We start from the raw sequence: 17,710 nt of genomic DNA on the forward strand, positions 1-17,710 counted from the left end.
GCGTCAGGGTCCTAGCCCATTGATGCTGATCATCTGAGCTAGCTTGCTCGCGAAGGTCGTCAACGATAACGCGTGCTCACAGACTGAACGCGGCGCTCTTGAGTCCATCGCGAGCAAGCTCGCTCCTACAGTAGCAATACGTCGGCGGACGGTCGTTGCCAACGATTTCACTAAGGCAACGCATACACCCTGAACAGTCTCTTCACGGTAAGGTTGCTCCCACCCAGATACTGGTCGTAGGCCTTTTCCACAAAGCCCGAGTAATAGGCTTCACTCAGGGCCGTATCGACCAGCAGGCGGAAGTCTTCGTCGTTGCGATCGACCATCATCGCCACCGGCGAGTACTCGAAGATGCGGTCCAGGATCATCAGGTTCTGCGCCGCACCTCCCTTGGCGACTTCATTTCGCAGCAGCATGCGTTCGGAGAAGAAGGCATCGGCCTTGCCCTCGGCGACCAGCTTGACGCCCTCGTCGTTGTTGGCCACGGTCACCAGAGAGGCGATCACGTTGAGCAGGCGCATCCGCTCGCGAATCCAGTCTTCGGTCACCCCGCCCTCGAGGGTCGCGTAGGTCTGGTTGGCCAGGCCGTTGTTGATGCTGGCACGCCAGGTCGGGCCGGCATTGGCGACCTTGCCATTGAGCACATTGAGCAAGGGTTCGGCCGCATCGTTGCGCACCACGACCGAGAGGCCGGCGGTGTAGACCGGGATGGAGTAGCTGATCATCTTGCGCCGTTCCAGGGTAGGCGCTGTCGGCGTGCAGAGGATATCCACCTTGCCCTGGCTGACGGCACTGACCTGATCCGCAACCGTGACCGGCTGGTAGTGCACTTGCAGCTCGGGCAGGCCCAGCTCGCTCTTGAGCTTGTCGGCGACTTTCAGGCACAGGTCGATGGCATAACCGCTGGCCTTGTCGCCTTCCTGCTTGCTGAAGGGCGCCAGGTCTGGCAAGTATCCCAAGGTAAAGGTGTGGCTGCTACGCACGCGTTCAAGGGTGTTGGCACCGGCTACCAATGGCAGCGTCAAGAGTGCGAAGGCAAGCAGCAGTCTGGTGGTTGTGGCAAATGGTACGTTCATGTCCGGTTTCCCCGTATGCAGATGTCTGTGCAGTCCTGATGGCTACGCCTGAGGATTTGCGGCCCTGGCCTGATTGGTCACTGGCACTTCGGTGAAGCGCTTGGCGAGGAATCCGTAGAGCAGGTAGCCGACAGCGAGTACCAGGGTGCCGCCCATCACTGCGTCCTTGCCGCAGGCATACAGGGCATACAGGGAGTACGTGACGGCAATCAGCAAGACCACCACGTTACGCGTGCGAATCGCTGACGAGACCCCGGCCTTGTGCATGATCACCAGCAGGCCGGTCAGCGCAGTGATATAGGGGATCAGGTTGGTGACCGCGGCCAGGCTGACCAGCTTGCTGAACTGCGCGGCGGCGTCGGGCGAGATGGTCGACAGGGCCATGAGGGTTTGCAGCACGCCGCAGACGATCATGCCGACGACGGGCGCATTCATCGAGTTGACCTTGCTGAACAGCTTGAGGAACAGGTTCTGGTCAGCCGTCATCTTCGCCGTTTGCGCCAGGGTGAATTGCCAACCCAGCAGCGAGCCGACGCAGGCCATGACCGCCAGGGCCATGACGATGTTGCCCACCATCGGGCTGAATATCGTGGCGTAGACCAACGCAAAGGGCGCCGAGGACTTGGCCAGTTCGGCGTTGGGAATGATGCCCTGGATGACGGTGGTCGACAGCACATAGACCACGGCGGCACCGAGGGTGCCGAACAGGCAGGCCAGTGGCACATTGCGCTTGGGGTTTTCCACGGCATCGGTGGCCTGGGCCGCCGACTCCATGCCCAGGAAGGCCCACAGGGTCAGGGGAATGGCTTTGCTGATGGCTTCGGAAATCGGCAGGCTGTTGGGGTTCCAGGCGGCGGCCAGCACATCGGGCTTGAACCAGAACCAGCCGATGATGCTCAGGCCCGCGACCGGAATGATCACGCCCCACACCGTGAACGCACCGATCTTGCCGGTGATGCCCGGGCCGCCGAAGTTGGCGAAGGTGGTCAGCCAGATCAGCCCGATGGTGCCGACACACAGCGGAATGGCCCCCGTGCCCAGCCAGGGCACGAAGGCGGTCATGTAGCCCACCGCCGAAATGGCCACGGCCACGTTGGCGATGGCCAAGGAGAGAAAGTACAGGTACGAGCAGAGGAAAAAGCCCGACTTCGCATGGGCCTCTTCTGTGTAGGCGGACAAGCCGCCGGATCGCGAACAGAAGACCCCGCACTGGGCAAAACAGTAAGCGATGGCCATCGAGCCGATCGCGGTGAAGATCCATGACAGCAGCGAGACGGCACCCAGTTGAGCCATGTTGGTGGGCAACATGATGATGCCCGAGCCCATCATGTTGACCGTTACCAGCGTCGTGAGCCCCATCAGGCTCATTTTCTTGCTTGAATCAGCCATCGCAAACTCCTTGCCTTGTTCAGAGTCTTGAACCTGGGCCTGGCGACGTGCAGCACACGGCCGGACAGGGGCTAATGCTTAATCAGACCTTGAGCCTGTAAACGCACCGCATTGCTGGCAGGGATTTTCAAAGAGTTCATCACCAGAATTTCTCGGTCTGTCCGACGTTGAAGTTCCTGGGACGAATATCTGTGGAGGCATCATGTCCCTGGGCCAGGAGCGATTGCCTTATTGGGTATAGTTCAATTTTACAATCTGTTACTTCTTGCCGAGTTTATTCCTGGACCGCCTGGGCATGCTCATGACGATCAGGCGCCCTCCTTTTCCAGGAATGCAGCCCCCCACAGGTTGCCTCCAACCAGTGGGATGCTGCTCATCCAGCCGTCAGGTGCGCCCGGCGGAACCTGTAACGGGCAGGTTCCCGAGCAATTTGAGCCCGGTGTTCTTCACGAAAGTGTCGTAGTCCATCGGCTTCTGGACACGGGTTTCAGCGTTGGGCAGTACGTAGGCCCAGGCCCGTTGGGACGAGGCGTCGTACACCAGCTTGAACAGGCGCGTCGGCACCCAGACCTGGTTGTCGCCGACGGTCGAGTGGCCTGGATCGAAGAGCGGGCCGGTAAAGACAAACACGTTGCCATCGGCTCGCGTGGCAAACTTCCTGACATCCGACTCGACCTTGCTCCAGATCTTGCGGTTGTTGGTCGGGTCTTGCGGCACCATGTTCGACAGCGCAAAGGATTGGGCCATTGCCTTGGGGTTCGGTGCATCGGCTGCCGGAGATTGATGACCACGGTCCACGGCCGGATGCTGGCTGCGGTAGTCGCTCAACTCTGCACGCCCACCCTTGGGAATGCGTGGGTCCGGGTAGAACTGGTTGGTGCGCTCTTCCCCTTTGGCATCCCGCAACTGGGCCGCATTCAGGCGTTCGACTACCACCAGCGGGGTCTTGCTGGTTTGCGAGTACAGCACCGCGAAATTGTCGGAACACAAGGCCAGGGGTTTCATGGATGCAGGCACAGTGGCGGTGTTGATCGGTTTCGCTGCCGGGAACAGATCAGCACAGCCATCGAACGAGGCCTGTTTCTGTTTGCTTGAGTAGAGGTCCAGGGCCGCGCTCTGGCTGATCGAGCCTGAGCGGGACGCTTGTTCGTGTTGCGCGGCGGGTGGCTTGAGGAGGTCCAGCAGACTGCGGGCTTGCGCCCCGGGCGAGAGCAAAACAAGGGCCGACAGCCCAACTGCAATTTTGCGTAGGTACATGGGTTGATTCTTCGAAAGGAATTAAGGGGTAAACGTACGGCGAGTCCCGATTCACGGAACCGGGTAGAGGGGGTTGCTGATTATGTGGCGACGAGCATGCTTTCACTGTCCTTGATCAATTACCGATGCGGGGCCGGTCGGTTCGACCGCTGAGGGTCGTGCGGGGGTTATGGATCATGACCAGACCGGTTAGTGCAATGCCGCACTCGCCGGCCCTGTTATTGTGACGCTGGGGTGGATGACTTATCCAGCCCCCCTCGCTACCCTTTCGCACCCGGGTGCCTGACAGCGATTCAGGCCAGACCACATTCCATCCAGACGAACGAATAATGAAATCCTCCGCAGGTTTGCTGTTGTCGGGTATCGAACTGGACCGTGCCAGTTCCATCCCCTTGTACCGCCAACTCTACTTGCAGATTCGCAAACAGATTCTCAGTGGCAGGCTTCAGGGTGGCGTGCGCCTGCCGTCCACGCGGACCCTGAGCAAGGAGCTCGAACTGTCGCGAATCAGCATTCTCAATGCGTTCGATCAACTGATTGCCGAAGGTTTCCTGACGTCGCGGACCGGGGCCGGGACTTACGTCGGCCATGAATGGGAAGGCCGCGGCATTGATGACGAGCAGCTGCGCCAGCCGCCTCGCTTGTCTGACCTGAGCCAGTCGATGCTGTCGTTGCGCAGCGATCATTTCCGTGGCGTGTCCTATGCTGGCTGGGCTACGGACAGCCCGACGTCATTCCTGCCCAGTCACAGCGCCTACGATGCGTTCCCGCAATCGGTCTGGAAGCGTCTGTTGAATCGTCATCTGCACAAGCCGACCAAGGCCATGCTCGGCTATGGCGAACTGCAGGGGTTGCTGGCCCTGCGCGAGGCGATTGCCGAGTACGTCTTCGATGCCCGCGGCATTGATTGCAGTGCCGATCAGGTGGTCATCGTGTCCGGCGCCCAGCAAGCCTTCAACCTGCTGGGCATGCTGTTGCTCAATCCGCAGGACAGCTTCTGGATGGAAGATCCGGGGCATATCGCAGCGCGTATTGCGCTCCAGGCCCAGGGTGGCCAGGTCGTGCCGTTGCGTATCGACGAACAGGGGATCGATGTCCGGCAAGGCCTGGCTGTGTGTCCTGACGCCCGCCTGGTGTTTACCACTCCGTCTCGCCAGCATCCCCTGGGCGTCACCATGAGTTATGCACGACGCCAGGAACTCATCGACTGGGCCGCGCAGAATCAAAGCTGGATCATCGAGGACGATTGCGACAGTGAGTTTCGCTACAACGGCCGCCCCCTGCCGGCACTCTATGCCATGGACCAGTGGGCCCGGGTCATCTACGCGGGGACCTTCAGCAAGGTGCTCTTTCCCTCGCTGCGACTGGGGTACGTGATACTGCCCAACGCCCTGGTCGAACCCTTCTGCACCCTGCGGGCGGTGATGGATCGCAGCCCGCCCACGCTGCTTCAGGCCGCCACCGCGGACTTCATGCGCGAAGGCCACTTCCTCGGCCATATTCGGCGGATGCGCGCCCTGTACCAGGCTCGCCAGCAGGCACTGGTCGAACAGCTGCAGAAACAACTGGGGACTTTCTTCAGGGTCACTCCGGTGGAAGCCGGCATGCACATGATCGCCTGGTTACCCGCGCATCTCGATGACGATGCCCTGGCCAGGGCGCTCGACCAGCATGGCATTCACACCTATCCCCTGAGCGACTACTGCGTCGAACATGTCCTGCCGCCGGCGCTGCTGATCGGCTTTGCCAGCACCCCCGAGGACCAGGCCCAGGCGCGGGTCGAAGCGCTGGCCCAGGCCCTGGACACAATGGGCTACCTGCAGCCGGCCACCTGACGCCGGGCAAGTGGTCTTATGATTTAACTGATAATGGATCTATCGAGAGTTCCTGACTGGCGCGATAAAGGCTGCGCCGGTAGACCCGGTGTCTGAACCAGGAACGACTCGAATGAACAATAAGATCCAGGAACGATTCAACGCCTTGCTCAGCCATAAGGCTGTCGAGGCCGAGGCTCCCCCCCTACTGACCGAGACACTGGCCCGCCAGTTGCTCGACCGACTTGGGCAACTGCGCCTGTTTGCCCACGCCTACCCCTTGCTGACCAACCTGACCCACGGCCGTGTCACCCCTGGCGACCTGCTGGACTTCGCCTATCGCCACGAACTCCAGGGCCTGAGCCTGCACCTGCTCGACGGTGAGGAAAACAGCCTGAGCCAAATGACCGCCGCGCAGCTCCAGGCGTTCGCGGCCAAGGCCAATGCCCTCGGGCTGGACGTGCATCTGGAAATCAGCAGCACCCTGAAAAAAGATGTCGATCAAGCGATCGCCATCGCCAAGGCGCTGGGCACCTGCAACATCCGTGTCTACTCACGCTACGAAGGGGCGCTGTCCCGGGTCATGGATGTGATCGAGTCCGACCTGCACTACCTCGCGCAACAGGCAGACGCGCACGACCTGTTCTTCGATTTCGAGCAGCACGAGGAACTCAAGAGCGGCGAGATCGCGCAACTGCTGAGCCGGCTGAACCACCCGCGCCTGCACGCCCTGTTCGACTTCGGCAACATGATCAATGCCTGCGAGCAGCCCCTTGCGGCACTGCGCGCCCTGGCCCCGCACATACGCCAGACCCACCTCAAGGGTGTGCGCATCGTGCCTGAGCAAAACGGCTTCGGGCATTACGGCGTGCTGCAAGGCTGTGACGAAGACGACCTGCCCAACGCACGCATGCTGTTCGAACTGCTGATGCTCGGCGAATCGACCCCGCAAGTGATCGCCTTCATTCTCGAGCAGGAAAACCACTACGTGGCACCGGCGTTCCGCCAACTCGACGAAGCCGCCGACCCGTTCATTGCGTACCGGGAAATGAGTGAGACAGCGCTGCCGCAGGGCTTCTCGCTGGAGCGAATGCTGGCCGATGAACACCGCTGGGCAAACAACCAGGTCGCCTATGTACGAGGTCTGCTGGCCGAGTTCCGAACCCTGGCCGAGTTGACCCTGGCGCATTGCGCTGACGCCTGAACCTGACGTGCCGAGCGGCACTGCCTACCCCAATACGCCTGGAGAACAATAATGACATCCCATGACAAGGCCAAATGGCTCAGATTCCTGATTCTCATCCTCGGTGGCGGCACCGTCTACAAGCTGGCGAGCCTCAAGGACGCCTTCTACATCCCCATGCAAGAATTCATGGGGCTGTCCCACACTGAAATCGGCGTGCTGCTGAGCGCCAACGCCATCGTCGCCACCGCGCTGTTCGTGGTGGGCGGCATGCTCGCCGACCGGTACGACACACGCAAGCTGATCCCCCTCGGCCTGATCGGTACCGGGGGCCTGGGGCTTTACCTGGCGACCTTTCCGCCGTTCAGCAATCTGCTGGTTGTGTTCTGCCTGCTGGCCGTGTGTGCCGACTGCCTCTTCTGGCCATCGCTGCTCAAGGCCATCCGCAACCTGGGTGACGATAAGGAACAGGGGCGCCTGTTCGGCCTGCTCGAAGGCGGGCGTGGCGTCATTGATACCCTGGTCGCGTTTTCTGCGCTGGGCGTCTTCGTCGCCATGGGTTCCGGTGAAAACGGCTTGAAGTCGGCGATCCTGTTCTACTCGGTCATCGACATTCTTGCCGGCACCCTGACCTGGCTGTTGCTCAAGAGCGGCAAAACCCAGTCGACCGTCAAGCCGAAGAACGGACTGTCGAACCTGCTCGAGGCCATCAAGGTGCCGGGCATCTGGCTGGTCAGCCTCAACGTGTTCATGGTCTACATCGTCTACTGCGGCCTGACCTATTTCATTCCCTACCTCAAGGACATGTACGAACTGCCCGTGGCCCTGGTGGGGGCTTACGGGATCATCAACCAGTACTTTCTCAAGATCCTCGGCGGCCCCGCTGGCGGCTTCATTGCCGACAAGCAGTTCAAGAGTTCCAGCCGTTATCTGAAGTGGGCATTCCTGGCGTTGTTGCCGCTGATGGGCGTCATCATGCTCATCCCGAAAAGCCCGGGTTACATCTACGCAGGCATGGCGGCCACCCTCTCCTTCGCGTTGATTGTATTTTCCATGCGCGGTGTGTTCTGGGCACCGATGGGTGAAGTCGGCATTCCCCAGCACATCACGGGCTCGGCCTTTGGCATTGGTTGCCTGATCGGCTATGCGCCGGGCATGTTTGCCTACGTCATCTATGGCGCGATACTCGACCACTTCCCGGGTCAACAAGGCTACAACTACGTATTTTCGTTGATGAGCCTGCTGGCCGTTGTCGGGTTCATGGTATCGAGCCTGCTGTATCAAGCGGTGCGCAAGAACGCCACGGTCACTGGCGAGCTCAGCGCCGCGCAAGCCTGAATATAGGCCGGGGTTACCCAGTTCATAGGCGTTATCGTGCCCACGCTAAAACTGTAGGAGCCAGCCTGCTGGCGATGGACTCCAGTGCGCCGCGTTTATCCAGCTCACCCGCGTCATCGTTCACGACCATCGCTGGCAGGCCAGCTCCCACAAGGGGCCACGCCCACGCCGAAACTGTAGGAGCCAGCCTGCTGGCGATGGACTCAAGTGCGCCGCGTTTATCCAGCTCACCCGCGTTATCGTTAACGACCATCGCTGGCAGGCCAGCTCCCCCAGGGGACCCTGCCCACGCTAAAACTGTAGGAGCCAGCCTGCTGGCGATGGACTCAAGTGCGCCGCGTTTATCCAGTTCACCCGCGTTATCGTTAACGACCATCGCTGGCAAGCCAGCTCCCACAAGGGAACGTGCCCCCTCGGGAAAACTGTAGGAGCCAGCCTGCTGGCGATGGACTCGAGTGCGCCGCGTTTATCCAGCTCACCCGCGTCATCGTTCACGACCATCGCTGGCAGGCCAGCTCCTACAAGGGGCCGTGCCCACGCTAAAACTGTAGGAGCCAGCTTTATACGTGTTGCAACGCAACGCGGTGCGGCCTGGCTGATCATCCGTGAAACTGTCGGATCGTCATGCAGTGATCTACTGTCAGTCATGGGCTTGGCGTCAATCTCCAGATGGGCGTTGAACTGCCGGGTTTGCAACCGACCTGTCTCGATGATCAGGGAACCGGACCTATGGCAAAAAATGCAAAAGCGGAATCCGAAAACCAGACGTTCACCGCGCAGCAAGCCGAGGCGCAGGACGAACCAGCGCCTGTTGGCGATGTAAGTCGCAACGGCCTCTGGCGTACATGGATCAGGGGCCGGGCGCGCAAGCTGAGTCACTCGACCCAGTTTGTCATTGCCGCTGCGGTGATCCTGGGGCTGACCATGTTTTTCGTCGGCAATCTGGTGAGCGTGCGCATCGAAAGTGCCGCGGTACATAGCGCAGCAGAAGCAGGCGCTCAGTACATGGATACGTTTCTGGAGCCCTTTGTGCAGGAGTTGAGCCAGGACAACACCTTATCGGCTGCAAGTATCCAGTCCCTGGATCGCCTCACGGAAAGTCGTTCGCTGAAACAGCACATTGTCTCGATCAAGATCTGGCGAGCGGATGGCACGGTGGTCTACAGCACGAACAGAGACATCACCAACGTTCAATTCCCGCTGGATGAGATCACCGAGGCACTCAAGGGCAAAGTGGTCACCGATCTTCAGGAACTGACCCAGGACGAGAACGCGTTCGAGCGCGAGCTCAACGTCCCGCTCTATGAAATCTACGCGCCCCTGCGGGATTCGCGCTCCGGGAAAATCATCGCGGTCGGCGAATTCTATGAAAAGGCCGACAGCCTCAGGCGCGAGATCAATCGGGTCCGGGAAGAGGTATGGGGGGTCGTCGGCGCCGCGACACTGGCCATGCTGACCCTGCTTTTCTTCATCGTGCGACGCGGCGACAAGATTATCCAGCAACAGCAGGTGGCACTGCACTTGCGGCTGATCGAACAAACCCGCTTGCACATCAGCAATGCTGAACTCCAGCACAAGATGGCAACGGCTACCCAGGAGTTTTCCCGAGTCAACGAGCTCACCTTGAGGCGCATTGGCGCAGACCTGCACGATGGGCCCGCGCAGCTATTGACCTTGATTCTGATCCGGCTCGACGACGTGGCCGAAAACTGCACGGCGGTCGATCAGGAATCGCTGGAAACCATCCGCGCCGCCGCCACCGACGCATTGCGTGAGGTCCGCGATTTATCACGTGGCCTGGCACTTCCGGAAATCAACGACGTGAGCCTGGTGGAAGAGTTGCAACTGGTGGCGCAACGGCACGAGCAACGCACTGGCACCAAGGTCACATTGACCCTGGGGCAGCTACCGAAGGCCGCGCCATTGCCGCTCAAACTCTGTTTGTACCGGTTTGTGCAAGAAGCCCTCAACAACGCTTACCGGCACGCCAACGGCGAGGGTCAGGTCATCCTCGCGAAATACATCGATGGCGTATTGAACATCAGCGTCAGGGACAGTGGGCCAGGCATGGCGGCGGACGCGATGCAGCTCGAGAAATCCGGCAGGACCCGATTGGGCCTCGCCGGATTGCGTTATCGCGTCGAATCGCTGGGCGGGTTGTTCAGCATCGACTCCTGCGACGCGGGTACGTCGGTCAATGCGCAGTTCAAACTCTAGTCAGTCGCCGCTTCGGCATCCATTGGCGCTTTCGCCAAACCGATGTGAAGGTGCCCGATCGCTTCACGCTCCCGGTAGTGACGCAGAGCCGTGACCGCTTCGACTCGATTTCGCGCGTTCAGCTTCTGCATCACGCAGCCCATGTGGTGCTTGACGGTTTTTTCGCTGATCAACAGCTTTTGCGCCACTTCCCTGTTGGTCAGCCCCTTGGAAACTTCACGAATGACCTCCTCCTCGCGGTGGGTCAGATCGAACTTGCGGGTTTCCGCTTCGTGCTTTTTGATATTGCTCAGCAGTTTGTTGGCAAACTCGGGGGTGATATACGACTCACCCTTGGCAACCGTCCTGATCGCCAGGACCAGTTCCGGCCCGCTGACACCTTTCAACACATACCCGCGCGCGCCGGCCTCCAGTGCCAGGAAGGCATCATCCTCGGACTCCGAAACCGTCAGCATCAGCACCCTCACATCCGACAGCTGTGTGGAAATGAATCGCACCGCGGCGAACACGTCGCCCGGCATATTGACGTCCATCAACATCACGTCCGGACACTCCTTCTGCGCAATATCCATGGCTTCCTGCGCATTGGAACCTTGCTCCACAACCTGAAGATCCGCCCGTTTTCTCAACGTATTGGCAACGCCCTCACGCAACATCGGGTGATCGTCGGCAATGCCGATGCGAATGAATGGACTCATGAGACGCTCCCGCAAGAATAAGCATTCGGATACACATTGATTAATAGCAGGGAACCCGTGAAGCCGCCGGTCATCAATTGTATGTACCGGGCTCCAGTCGTCCGGATATCCGACTTAGGTCGGGTGCAATCAGAACCTGAACAAGTAAAAAATCTTACAAAGCACTTTATATTTCTATTTCAACACTTTGTTTTTAATGGATTTGAGCATAAAAAACAGAAACCTTCATAAAAACCCGAATCCGTATTCCATCCGACCAGCAGTCGCCCTGCAACGCTTGGGTACAGGCGACCACGGCACCCGGCAAACCGGGCCCGACGTCAAACGCAACAAATTTCCAACGTGGCACGTAACCCGCCAGCGATGCGATTCTCCAGTTTTATCTGTCCACCCAGGCGAACCGCAATGGCCTTGACGATGGTCAGCCCCAACCCTGCCCCCTGATCATTTGCGCGACTGTAGAAACGCTCGAAAAGCCGATCGCGGTCCTGCTCATCGATACCCGGCCCCTCATCTTCGACAGACAGTTCGTAGCCCTTGCTCTTTTCGACCAGTTTTACCGTGATCACTCCGTGCCGGGGGGAGAAGTTCGCCGCGTTGGTGACCAGGTTGTTCAAGGCAATGTCGATGGCCGCAGGGTCGACCCTCACAAGGCCGATGTTGTCGCTGACATCGAAAACCAGTTCAAGGTCCTTGCTCAACAACCAGGGCGTCATTTGGACAAGGCTGTCGCGAACCGTGGCTGCCAGATCGACGGGCACAGGCGGTTGCGCGCCTGCTTTAGGCTCGATACGGGCCATCGTGAGCAATTGATTGACCAGCCGGCTGGTACGGTCCACTCCGGCAATCAAGTGCTCAAGCGACGCACGACGCTCCCCTTCGCTCCCCGCTTCCATCAGGTTCTGCGCATGCACCCTGAGCACGGCCAGGGGGGTGCGCATTTCGTGGGCGGCATCGGCGATAAAACGTCGCTCACGTCCCATGACTTCCTGAATCTGCGCAAGCATACGGTTAAGGGCCGCCTGCATCGGCTCAAGCTCCGTAGGCAGCGGTGTCAATTGCAGGGGTTCGAGTGAACCGGGATGCCTCGCCCGCAGTGTTGCAGCCATGTTGACCAGCGGTTTCAATCCCCAACCGATGGCCAGCCAGAGCATGGCGGCCAGTATCAAGCTCCCCAGAATATTAGGCCACAAGGTGTGGCGTACGATGCGGTCCACCAGGTCCATTCGCACATCGTCCCGTTCGCCCACCCAGATCCGCAGGTTGTTCTGCTTGTCTTCAAGCAGGAAGGCCCGCCAATGCCGGTTGTTCAGGTCGATGACATCACTGAAGCCTGGTGTGACCGGGGGTTGGCTGAAGGAAGGAGAACTGGCGGTATGTACCAGCACTTCATTCCTGGCATTCCAGACCTGAAACGCAATCTTCGTTTCGTACGGATGCCCATCGTCCCTGGGCGTCGCCTCGTTCAGGGCCTGGTTGAAAGCCTTGTACAGATCTGCGTGATCCTTGCTCACCATGGGCATACGCATGACGCCTTGCAGCAGGCGAGCATTCTGGGCCAGTTGGGCATCATAGACTTCGGCAATTTCATGGTTGCTGTCGTGCAGGTTCAGCACGCTGATCACTGTCAGACCTGCGAGCATCAGGCCAATGATCAGGGTCAGGGTGCGACGCCGGATCGAGGTCATCGACGCTCCTCCACCAGATAACCGATACCGCGGACGGTGCGAATCAGGTCGGTGGAGAGTTTCTTGCGCAGGTGATGGATGTGCACTTCCAGCGTGTTGCTTTCGGCCTCCTCGCTCCAGCCGTACAGTAACTGCATCAGATGATCGCGAGTCATTACCCGGCCCGGTGGCGAGAGCAGTTCGTGGAGCAACTGGTATTCCTTGGGTGTCAGGGCCACCGGTTCGCCTTTGTAGCTGACTTGCTGGGTGCCGGGGTTCAGGCTGATACCCGCGTGCTCGATCAGCGATTGCCCACGCCCGGCGCTGCGCCGAAGCAACGCACGCAGGCGCGCCTTCAATTCTGCCAGGTCGAAAGGCTTGATCAGGTAGTCATCGGCGCCGGCATCCAGGCCGGCGATGCGGTCTTCGGTGGCATCGCGCGCCGTCAGGATCAACACCGGCAGGTTGGAGCCGCTGTCACGCAAGCGCCTGAGTACTTCGAGACCGTCCATGCGTGGCAGGCCAAGGTCGAGCACCGCCAGATCGAAGATTTCACTGAGCAGCGAGTGCAAGGCACTGTTGCCGTCCTGCAACCAGTCGACGGTATAACCTTCACGGCGCAGGGCCTGATGAATGCCCTCGCCGAGCGCCATGTCATCCTCTACAAGTAATAAACGCACAGGGTCTCCTGTCAGCCGAGTTTCTTGTTCACGTCTACCAACAGCGCTTCGATCTCCTTGCGGCGCCCGGCATCAGCGCTCTCGCGGCCAGGTCGGGGCGCAGCCTGCAAGGCTTTTTGCAACGCTGCCCTGGCTTCGACATACCGCTTCTGACGGTAGAGGTGATCGCCCCAGAAGTACAGGCTGTCGATGCCGTTGGGGTTTATTTGCAATGCCAGCTTGAGCAACTGCTCGGCCTTGTCCGAATCACCGAAACCGATGGGCCAGCCCGGTACGCGGTCATACAGGGCCCCCAGACTGGTATAGGCTGAGCCTTGCAGGGCCTTGGGGTCCAGGGCCAGGGCTTTTTCCAGATCGGCCTTGGCATCCTTGACCTTGCTCAGCGCACCCAGCCCGCCCTGGGCGCCCGCCCAGCTACTGGTGACGATGCCAGACCAGATCCACGCCTCCGCCACCGTTTGGCGTTCCTGCTTGAAGCTCGAAGCCTGGGCGGCCAGCTTTTCAAAAGCCGCAGTGCGTTGTCCCTCCGGCAACTCGTACTGAATGTGCGCCCAGCTTTGCTGGATACCGTTGAGACGCTGCTGGTCGGCAGCATCCAGCGCCCAGGCACTCTGGCTCAATGCGCCCAGCAGCAGGCAAGCGATGATCTTTTTCATGGTTCGAGATTCTCCTGGTCGGGTTTCTGGCTCAGGCGGCGGATCAGTGGCAATTGCTTGCGCAACCCACGGTCCACCAGATGGGGCAGGAAGCTGTTCAGGCGTACAAAAAAACGCTCGGGCCAGCCCAGGTACAAGTCGCGACGGTCACCGGCAATGGCGTGAATCACCGCCGCCGCCACGGTTTGCGGATCGTCGACATTGGCCTTGAGCGCATCATTGAGCGCTTGGGCTGCCGGGCTGTTCATGCCGGTACGGGTCGCTCGCGGGGCGACGTAAAGCACGCTGACCCGTGTGTCCGCCAGCTCTCGGCGCAGGGCTTCGGAGAACCCGCGCAGGGCAAACTTGGTGGCGCAGTAACTGGCGTAGCCGGGGTAGCCAATGGAGCCATAGGTCGACCCGACGTTCACCACCATGGCACTGTCGGCTTGCTTGAGCAGTGGCAACATCAGTTTTGTCAGGCATATCGGTGCACTGATGTTCACCGCGAGCATCGAATTGATCTCACTGTCGTCGAGCTGTTCGAGCATCGCGAAATGGTTGACCCCGGCGGCATTGATCAGCAGGTTGATGCCGCCGATGCCCTGGGCCCGTGCCAGCACCTCGCGGCGGTCGCAGAGCAATGTCAGGTCTGCACGGATCCAACACAGATTATCGGGATATCGCTCAAGCAGCGGCACCAGGGGTTCTCGGTGACGAGCCACGGCCAGCACCTTGGCACCACTGGCGCACAGTGCAGTGGCGATGGCCAGGCCGATGCCGCCACTGGCACCGGTCAACACGACGCGGGCTTCAGACAGGCGCATGCAGGTTCTCCCCGTTACGCGGCAAGCCACGAAACATATCGGCGTAGAGCCGGTATACCACTTTGGAGGCATGAATGACGGCGGCCTGGTCGTGCGGGTCATCCAGAGTGTCCATCAGTCGACGGTAGGTCTGCATGTGTTCGATATCCAGCGAACCGTGGGAACTGAGGTAGCTGAAAGCGCTTTCCGGCAAGTCCAGGCGCTGGCGAATACTGCCCGCGGCGTGGGTCGCCAAGGCGATGCTCGTGCCTTCAAGTACGTTGACCATGCCGAACAGTCCCACCGGGTTGTCCCGGGCAATCAGGTCGTAGAGGAAGCTGACCATCAATTCGATCGGCAATGAAGGGCGCCCATCGCGTACAGCGTCCCTGTCACCGCCGCAGGCTTGAATGTCATTGAGTACCCATTGTTCGTGGCCGTATTCGTCCTCGATGTATTCACAGACCGCTTTGCGCAGCCATTCCAGGCGCGAAGGCAGGCGCGCTCCGCAGGCCATCATCAACGGCACGGTATGGCGTACGTGGTAATAGGCCTGTGCCAGAAAGGCCCGGTAACTTTCCAGGCTGACGTCGCCCTGCAGCGCATCACGGATGATCGGCAGGTTGAACAACTCATTGCGTTCTTGCTCAGTGGCTTGCTGCAACGTGTCAAAAAAACTCATGGTGCGGATTCCTCGGAAAATGCAGATTCGGTCAATTGCCGCCGGTAGCGCTCGATGATGGCGTCACGGCGGGGCCGGCCATTGGCGGTGAGCAAACCGTTGGTGGCGGTAAAGGGTTGGTCGAGCCGACTCCAGTGGCGGACCTGGGCGTACTCGGGCAAGGCCTCGTTGGCCTGGGACACGGCGGCGGCCAGTTGTTCGTCGGTACAATCCGGGCGATGCGGCCACAGCAGCGCATGGTTGTGGGGCATCGCCTCGCCGTAGACGAAGGCCTGGGCGACAGGCCCGCGCTGGGTCAATTCGGCTTCCACCCACTCGGGGTTCACGTTGCGCCCGAAACTGGTCACGAACTGATGCTTCTTGCGTCCCTTGAGGTAGAGAAAACCTTCGGCGTCGAACTCGCCGAGATCGCCACTGGGCCACCACTGGGCGGTGTGCGGCGCCTCTCCCAGATAGCCCAGCAAGGTTGAACCCTTGATCAGCACTTCTCCGTCATCCGCCAGGCGAATCTCCACATGGGGCAATGGCCGTCCGACACTGCCGGGGCGCTGAGCTTGCGGGCGATTGAGGCACACCACCGATGCGCACTCGGACAGCCCGTAACCTTCATAGACGGGTATGCGCACGCGTTCAGCGCGATGCAGTAGATCTTCACTGACCCGGGCACCGCCCACGGCGGCAAAACGCAGGTGCTGTGGGTCGAAAGCCTTCTGCTCGGCAGCACCGACCAGCATCAGCAACAACTGCGGCACCAGGACCAGGCTCTGGGGGGAGCGGCTGGCCAGGCAACCCAACAGTTTCGGCACTTCCACACCGCTGGCGCCTGCAATCCCCAGGGTTTTCTGGCTGGGCAGGCTCAAGGTGGCCCCGGCATACAGCGCGGCGTAACAACCGATGTTTTCCAGCAAAATGGCCAGCGGCAGCAGCGCCAGGTGGTGTTGCGGGTCGGTGGGTTGGCTGGCCAGGTCCAGCTCGCGCGCGACCCGCAGAATGCTGTCGGCACTCAAACACACGCCCTTGGGTGTGCCTGTGGTGCCCGAGGTGAAGGTCAACTTCGCGGTGCCTTCAGGCATCCGGTTCGGGCCACTGAATGTGCGGTGCCAGAACTCGCCGCACTTCTGATATCCAGTGGCTTGCAGTTCGTCCTGCAATGGCGGTTCGGCAATGACGTGTTCGGCCTGGCTCTGCTCCAGGCAATGCTTGCGTTGCGCCGGACTGAAAAAAGGCGGCAAGGCCACGCAGGTCAAACCCTCGAACAGCGCGGCCAGGTCCCACAGCAGGGCTTCGATACCATTGTCCAGGGCCAGGGCGAGCACCCTGACCCGTTCATCACGCAAGCGCTGCTGACGATCAATGACCTCGGCATAAAGCGTGGCGTAGTCGAGCTTGCGATGGTCGTCCCACAAGGCAATGGCGTTGTTTTTTTGCTCAGCATGATTACGCAGGGTCTGTTTGAAATGCTCCATTTCAGGCGACATGGCAGGCCCCTTCAATGGAGGTCGGCAAACCCAGGCGACTGAACAGGCCGATGTTGCGCAAATGAATGAACCCGGAGCGGATATTGCCGAAATGAACCCAGGGTTTGCTTTCGTAGTAGCTGCCCCAGGCGTGGCGGTCGTCGCCCAGGCGCGCCGGATCGGCAGCACACAGGGTTACGGGCTTCAAGCCAAGGCGATGAAAGCTATTGACCAGCCCCAGGTTCCCGGTGAAGGCGACCCATTCCAGCCCCCCCATGGCCAGCAGGTAAGTCATCGCAATGATGCTCATCCGTGCGCTGCCGGTGTCGCTGGCAGCCAGGTTGCCGACCTCGACGATGGCTGAGCGGCTTACGGTGTGGTCGGCCGCGGCACTGATCAGTGAATCGATCGCCTCGTCCAGATAACCTTCAAGAAACAGCGGTCCGCTGCTCGCCAGACGCGCGCCAACCACAGCGCAAAGCGTGCCGGACGCATCGCTCATGCCAAACAGCTCCGGCATGAAGTGGCGAACATCGGCGCCGTGGGCCCTGCGAAACCGTTGCTGGATAAAGGCTTCGAAGACACTCCTTTGCGGGGTGTCCGGCAAGGCCCTGACAAGATGCATCTGCTGTGCTTCGGTCAGGCCAAAGCGCAGCGGCAACTGAACGTTCCAGTTGAAATCGGACATTGAAAAACATCTCCCCGGATCAATTGGGGAGCAGTATCAAAGACAATTCTTAACGAAGTCTGAAGGTGACAAAACGGTTCTCCTCAGGGGCCTGTTGCGCGAGCAAAGCAAAAAAGCGCCAAT

15 protein-coding genes are annotated in these 17,710 nt (G+C 60.2%); 4 read left to right on the plus strand and 11 right to left on the minus strand.

The window, feature by feature from the left end; translation table 11 throughout:
• Window positions 1-170 precede the first annotated feature (170 nt).
• The 3 genes from KW841_RS04545 to KW841_RS04555 all read right to left on the minus strand — a co-directional run bounded on the left by KW841_RS04545 (window position 171) and on the right by KW841_RS04555 (window position 3,722).
• The gene (locus tag KW841_RS04545; RefSeq protein WP_218473922.1) at window positions 171-1,076 is read right to left on the minus strand and encodes an amino acid ABC transporter substrate-binding protein; all 906 of its coding nucleotides are present in this window, start codon (window positions 1,074-1,076) and stop codon (window positions 171-173) included.
• 42 nt (window positions 1,077-1,118) lie between these two features.
• Window positions 1,119-2,465: a putrescine-ornithine antiporter gene (potE, locus tag KW841_RS04550; protein ID WP_218473924.1), complete on the minus strand. Its 1,347-nt coding sequence runs from the start codon at window positions 2,463-2,465 to the stop codon at window positions 1,119-1,121.
• Window positions 2,466-2,849: 384 nt separating this feature from the next.
• Window positions 2,850-3,722 (minus strand): DNA/RNA non-specific endonuclease, encoded by an 873-nt coding sequence (locus KW841_RS04555; RefSeq protein ID WP_116579431.1) that lies wholly within the window; start codon window positions 3,720-3,722, stop codon window positions 2,850-2,852.
• A 329-nt stretch (window positions 3,723-4,051) separates the two neighbouring features.
• Between KW841_RS04555 and KW841_RS04560 the strand changes: the two genes are divergently transcribed.
• From KW841_RS04560 to KW841_RS04575, 4 genes are all read left to right on the plus strand, one after another.
• Window positions 4,052-5,557 (plus strand): PLP-dependent aminotransferase family protein, encoded by a 1,506-nt coding sequence (locus KW841_RS04560; RefSeq protein ID WP_218473926.1) that lies wholly within the window; start codon window positions 4,052-4,054, stop codon window positions 5,555-5,557.
• 112 nt (window positions 5,558-5,669) lie between these two features.
• Complete coding sequence (locus KW841_RS04565; protein WP_218473928.1) at window positions 5,670-6,740, plus strand: sugar phosphate isomerase/epimerase; 1,071 nt, start codon at window positions 5,670-5,672, stop codon at window positions 6,738-6,740.
• A 51-nt stretch (window positions 6,741-6,791) separates the two neighbouring features.
• Window positions 6,792-8,057 (plus strand): nitrate/nitrite transporter, encoded by a 1,266-nt coding sequence (locus tag KW841_RS04570; RefSeq protein WP_218473930.1) that lies wholly within the window; start codon window positions 6,792-6,794, stop codon window positions 8,055-8,057.
• 729 nt (window positions 8,058-8,786) lie between these two features.
• Window positions 8,787-10,274, plus strand: coding sequence for a sensor histidine kinase (locus KW841_RS04575; protein WP_218473932.1), 1,488 nt, complete (start codon window positions 8,787-8,789; stop codon window positions 10,272-10,274).
• Here KW841_RS04575 and KW841_RS04580 read toward each other — a convergent pair.
• From KW841_RS04580 to KW841_RS04615, 8 genes are all read right to left on the minus strand, one after another.
• Window positions 10,271-10,972 (minus strand): response regulator transcription factor, encoded by a 702-nt coding sequence (locus KW841_RS04580; protein ID WP_218474576.1) that lies wholly within the window; start codon window positions 10,970-10,972, stop codon window positions 10,271-10,273. The genes KW841_RS04575 and KW841_RS04580 overlap by 4 nt on opposite strands.
• A gap of 320 nt (window positions 10,973-11,292) precedes the next feature.
• The gene (locus KW841_RS04585; RefSeq protein WP_218473934.1) at window positions 11,293-12,660 is read right to left on the minus strand and encodes a HAMP domain-containing sensor histidine kinase; all 1,368 of its coding nucleotides are present in this window, start codon (window positions 12,658-12,660) and stop codon (window positions 11,293-11,295) included.
• A complete protein-coding gene (locus KW841_RS04590) occupies window positions 12,657-13,319 on the minus strand; it encodes a response regulator (RefSeq protein ID WP_033048300.1) in 663 nt (220 codons plus the stop codon). The genes KW841_RS04585 and KW841_RS04590 overlap by 4 nt, the downstream gene beginning before the upstream one ends.
• An 11-nt stretch (window positions 13,320-13,330) precedes the next feature.
• A complete protein-coding gene (locus tag KW841_RS04595) occupies window positions 13,331-13,975 on the minus strand; it encodes a tetratricopeptide repeat protein (protein ID WP_218473936.1) in 645 nt (214 codons plus the stop codon).
• Entirely contained in the window at window positions 13,972-14,781 is an 810-nt protein-coding gene (locus KW841_RS04600; protein WP_218473938.1) for an SDR family oxidoreductase, read from the minus strand. Before KW841_RS04600 ends, KW841_RS04595 begins: the two co-directional genes overlap by 4 nt.
• The gene (locus KW841_RS04605; RefSeq protein ID WP_007979163.1) at window positions 14,768-15,442 is read right to left on the minus strand and encodes a TenA family transcriptional regulator; all 675 of its coding nucleotides are present in this window, start codon (window positions 15,440-15,442) and stop codon (window positions 14,768-14,770) included. Before KW841_RS04605 ends, KW841_RS04600 begins: the two co-directional genes overlap by 14 nt.
• Window positions 15,439-16,920, minus strand: coding sequence for an AMP-binding protein (locus KW841_RS04610; RefSeq protein ID WP_218473940.1), 1,482 nt, complete (start codon window positions 16,918-16,920; stop codon window positions 15,439-15,441). Before KW841_RS04610 ends, KW841_RS04605 begins: the two co-directional genes overlap by 4 nt.
• A complete protein-coding gene (locus tag KW841_RS04615; RefSeq protein ID WP_218473942.1) occupies window positions 16,910-17,587 on the minus strand; it encodes a thermostable hemolysin in 678 nt (225 codons plus the stop codon). The genes KW841_RS04610 and KW841_RS04615 overlap by 11 nt, the downstream gene beginning before the upstream one ends.
• Window positions 17,588-17,710: the final 123 nt, after the last annotated feature.

Origin of the sequence: Pseudomonas sp. PDM28 (genome assembly GCF_019219115.1) — a bacterium.
Lineage (GTDB): Bacteria > Pseudomonadota > Gammaproteobacteria > Pseudomonadales > Pseudomonadaceae > Aquipseudomonas > Aquipseudomonas laurylsulfatiphila.

Excerpts from the sequence above, each read along its gene's own strand:
- KW841_RS04580 (WP_218474576.1), bottom strand. The coding sequence starts at position 10,972 with ATGAGTCCATTCATTCGCATCGGCATTGCCGACGATCACCCGATGTTG.
- KW841_RS04610 (WP_218473940.1), bottom strand. The coding sequence starts at position 16,920 with ATGTCGCCTGAAATGGAGCATTTCAAACAGACCCTGCGTAATCATGCT.
- KW841_RS04560 (WP_218473926.1), top strand. The coding sequence starts at position 4,052 with ATGAAATCCTCCGCAGGTTTGCTGTTGTCGGGTATCGAACTGGACCGT.
- KW841_RS04600 (WP_218473938.1), bottom strand. The coding sequence starts at position 14,781 with ATGCGCCTGTCTGAAGCCCGCGTCGTGTTGACCGGTGCCAGTGGCGGC.
- KW841_RS04575 (WP_218473932.1), top strand. The coding sequence starts at position 8,787 with ATGGCAAAAAATGCAAAAGCGGAATCCGAAAACCAGACGTTCACCGCG.
- KW841_RS04585 (WP_218473934.1), bottom strand. The coding sequence starts at position 12,660 with ATGACCTCGATCCGGCGTCGCACCCTGACCCTGATCATTGGCCTGATG.
- KW841_RS04565 (WP_218473928.1), top strand. The coding sequence starts at position 5,670 with ATGAACAATAAGATCCAGGAACGATTCAACGCCTTGCTCAGCCATAAG.
- KW841_RS04570 (WP_218473930.1), top strand. The coding sequence starts at position 6,792 with ATGACATCCCATGACAAGGCCAAATGGCTCAGATTCCTGATTCTCATC.
- KW841_RS04555 (WP_116579431.1), bottom strand. The coding sequence starts at position 3,722 with ATGTACCTACGCAAAATTGCAGTTGGGCTGTCGGCCCTTGTTTTGCTC.
- KW841_RS04605 (WP_007979163.1), bottom strand. The coding sequence starts at position 15,442 with ATGAGTTTTTTTGACACGTTGCAGCAAGCCACTGAGCAAGAACGCAAT.
- KW841_RS04545 (WP_218473922.1), bottom strand. The coding sequence starts at position 1,076 with ATGAACGTACCATTTGCCACAACCACCAGACTGCTGCTTGCCTTCGCA.
- potE (WP_218473924.1), bottom strand. The coding sequence starts at position 2,465 with ATGGCTGATTCAAGCAAGAAAATGAGCCTGATGGGGCTCACGACGCTG.
- KW841_RS04615 (WP_218473942.1), bottom strand. The coding sequence starts at position 17,587 with ATGTCCGATTTCAACTGGAACGTTCAGTTGCCGCTGCGCTTTGGCCTG.
- KW841_RS04595 (WP_218473936.1), bottom strand. The coding sequence starts at position 13,975 with ATGAAAAAGATCATCGCTTGCCTGCTGCTGGGCGCATTGAGCCAGAGT.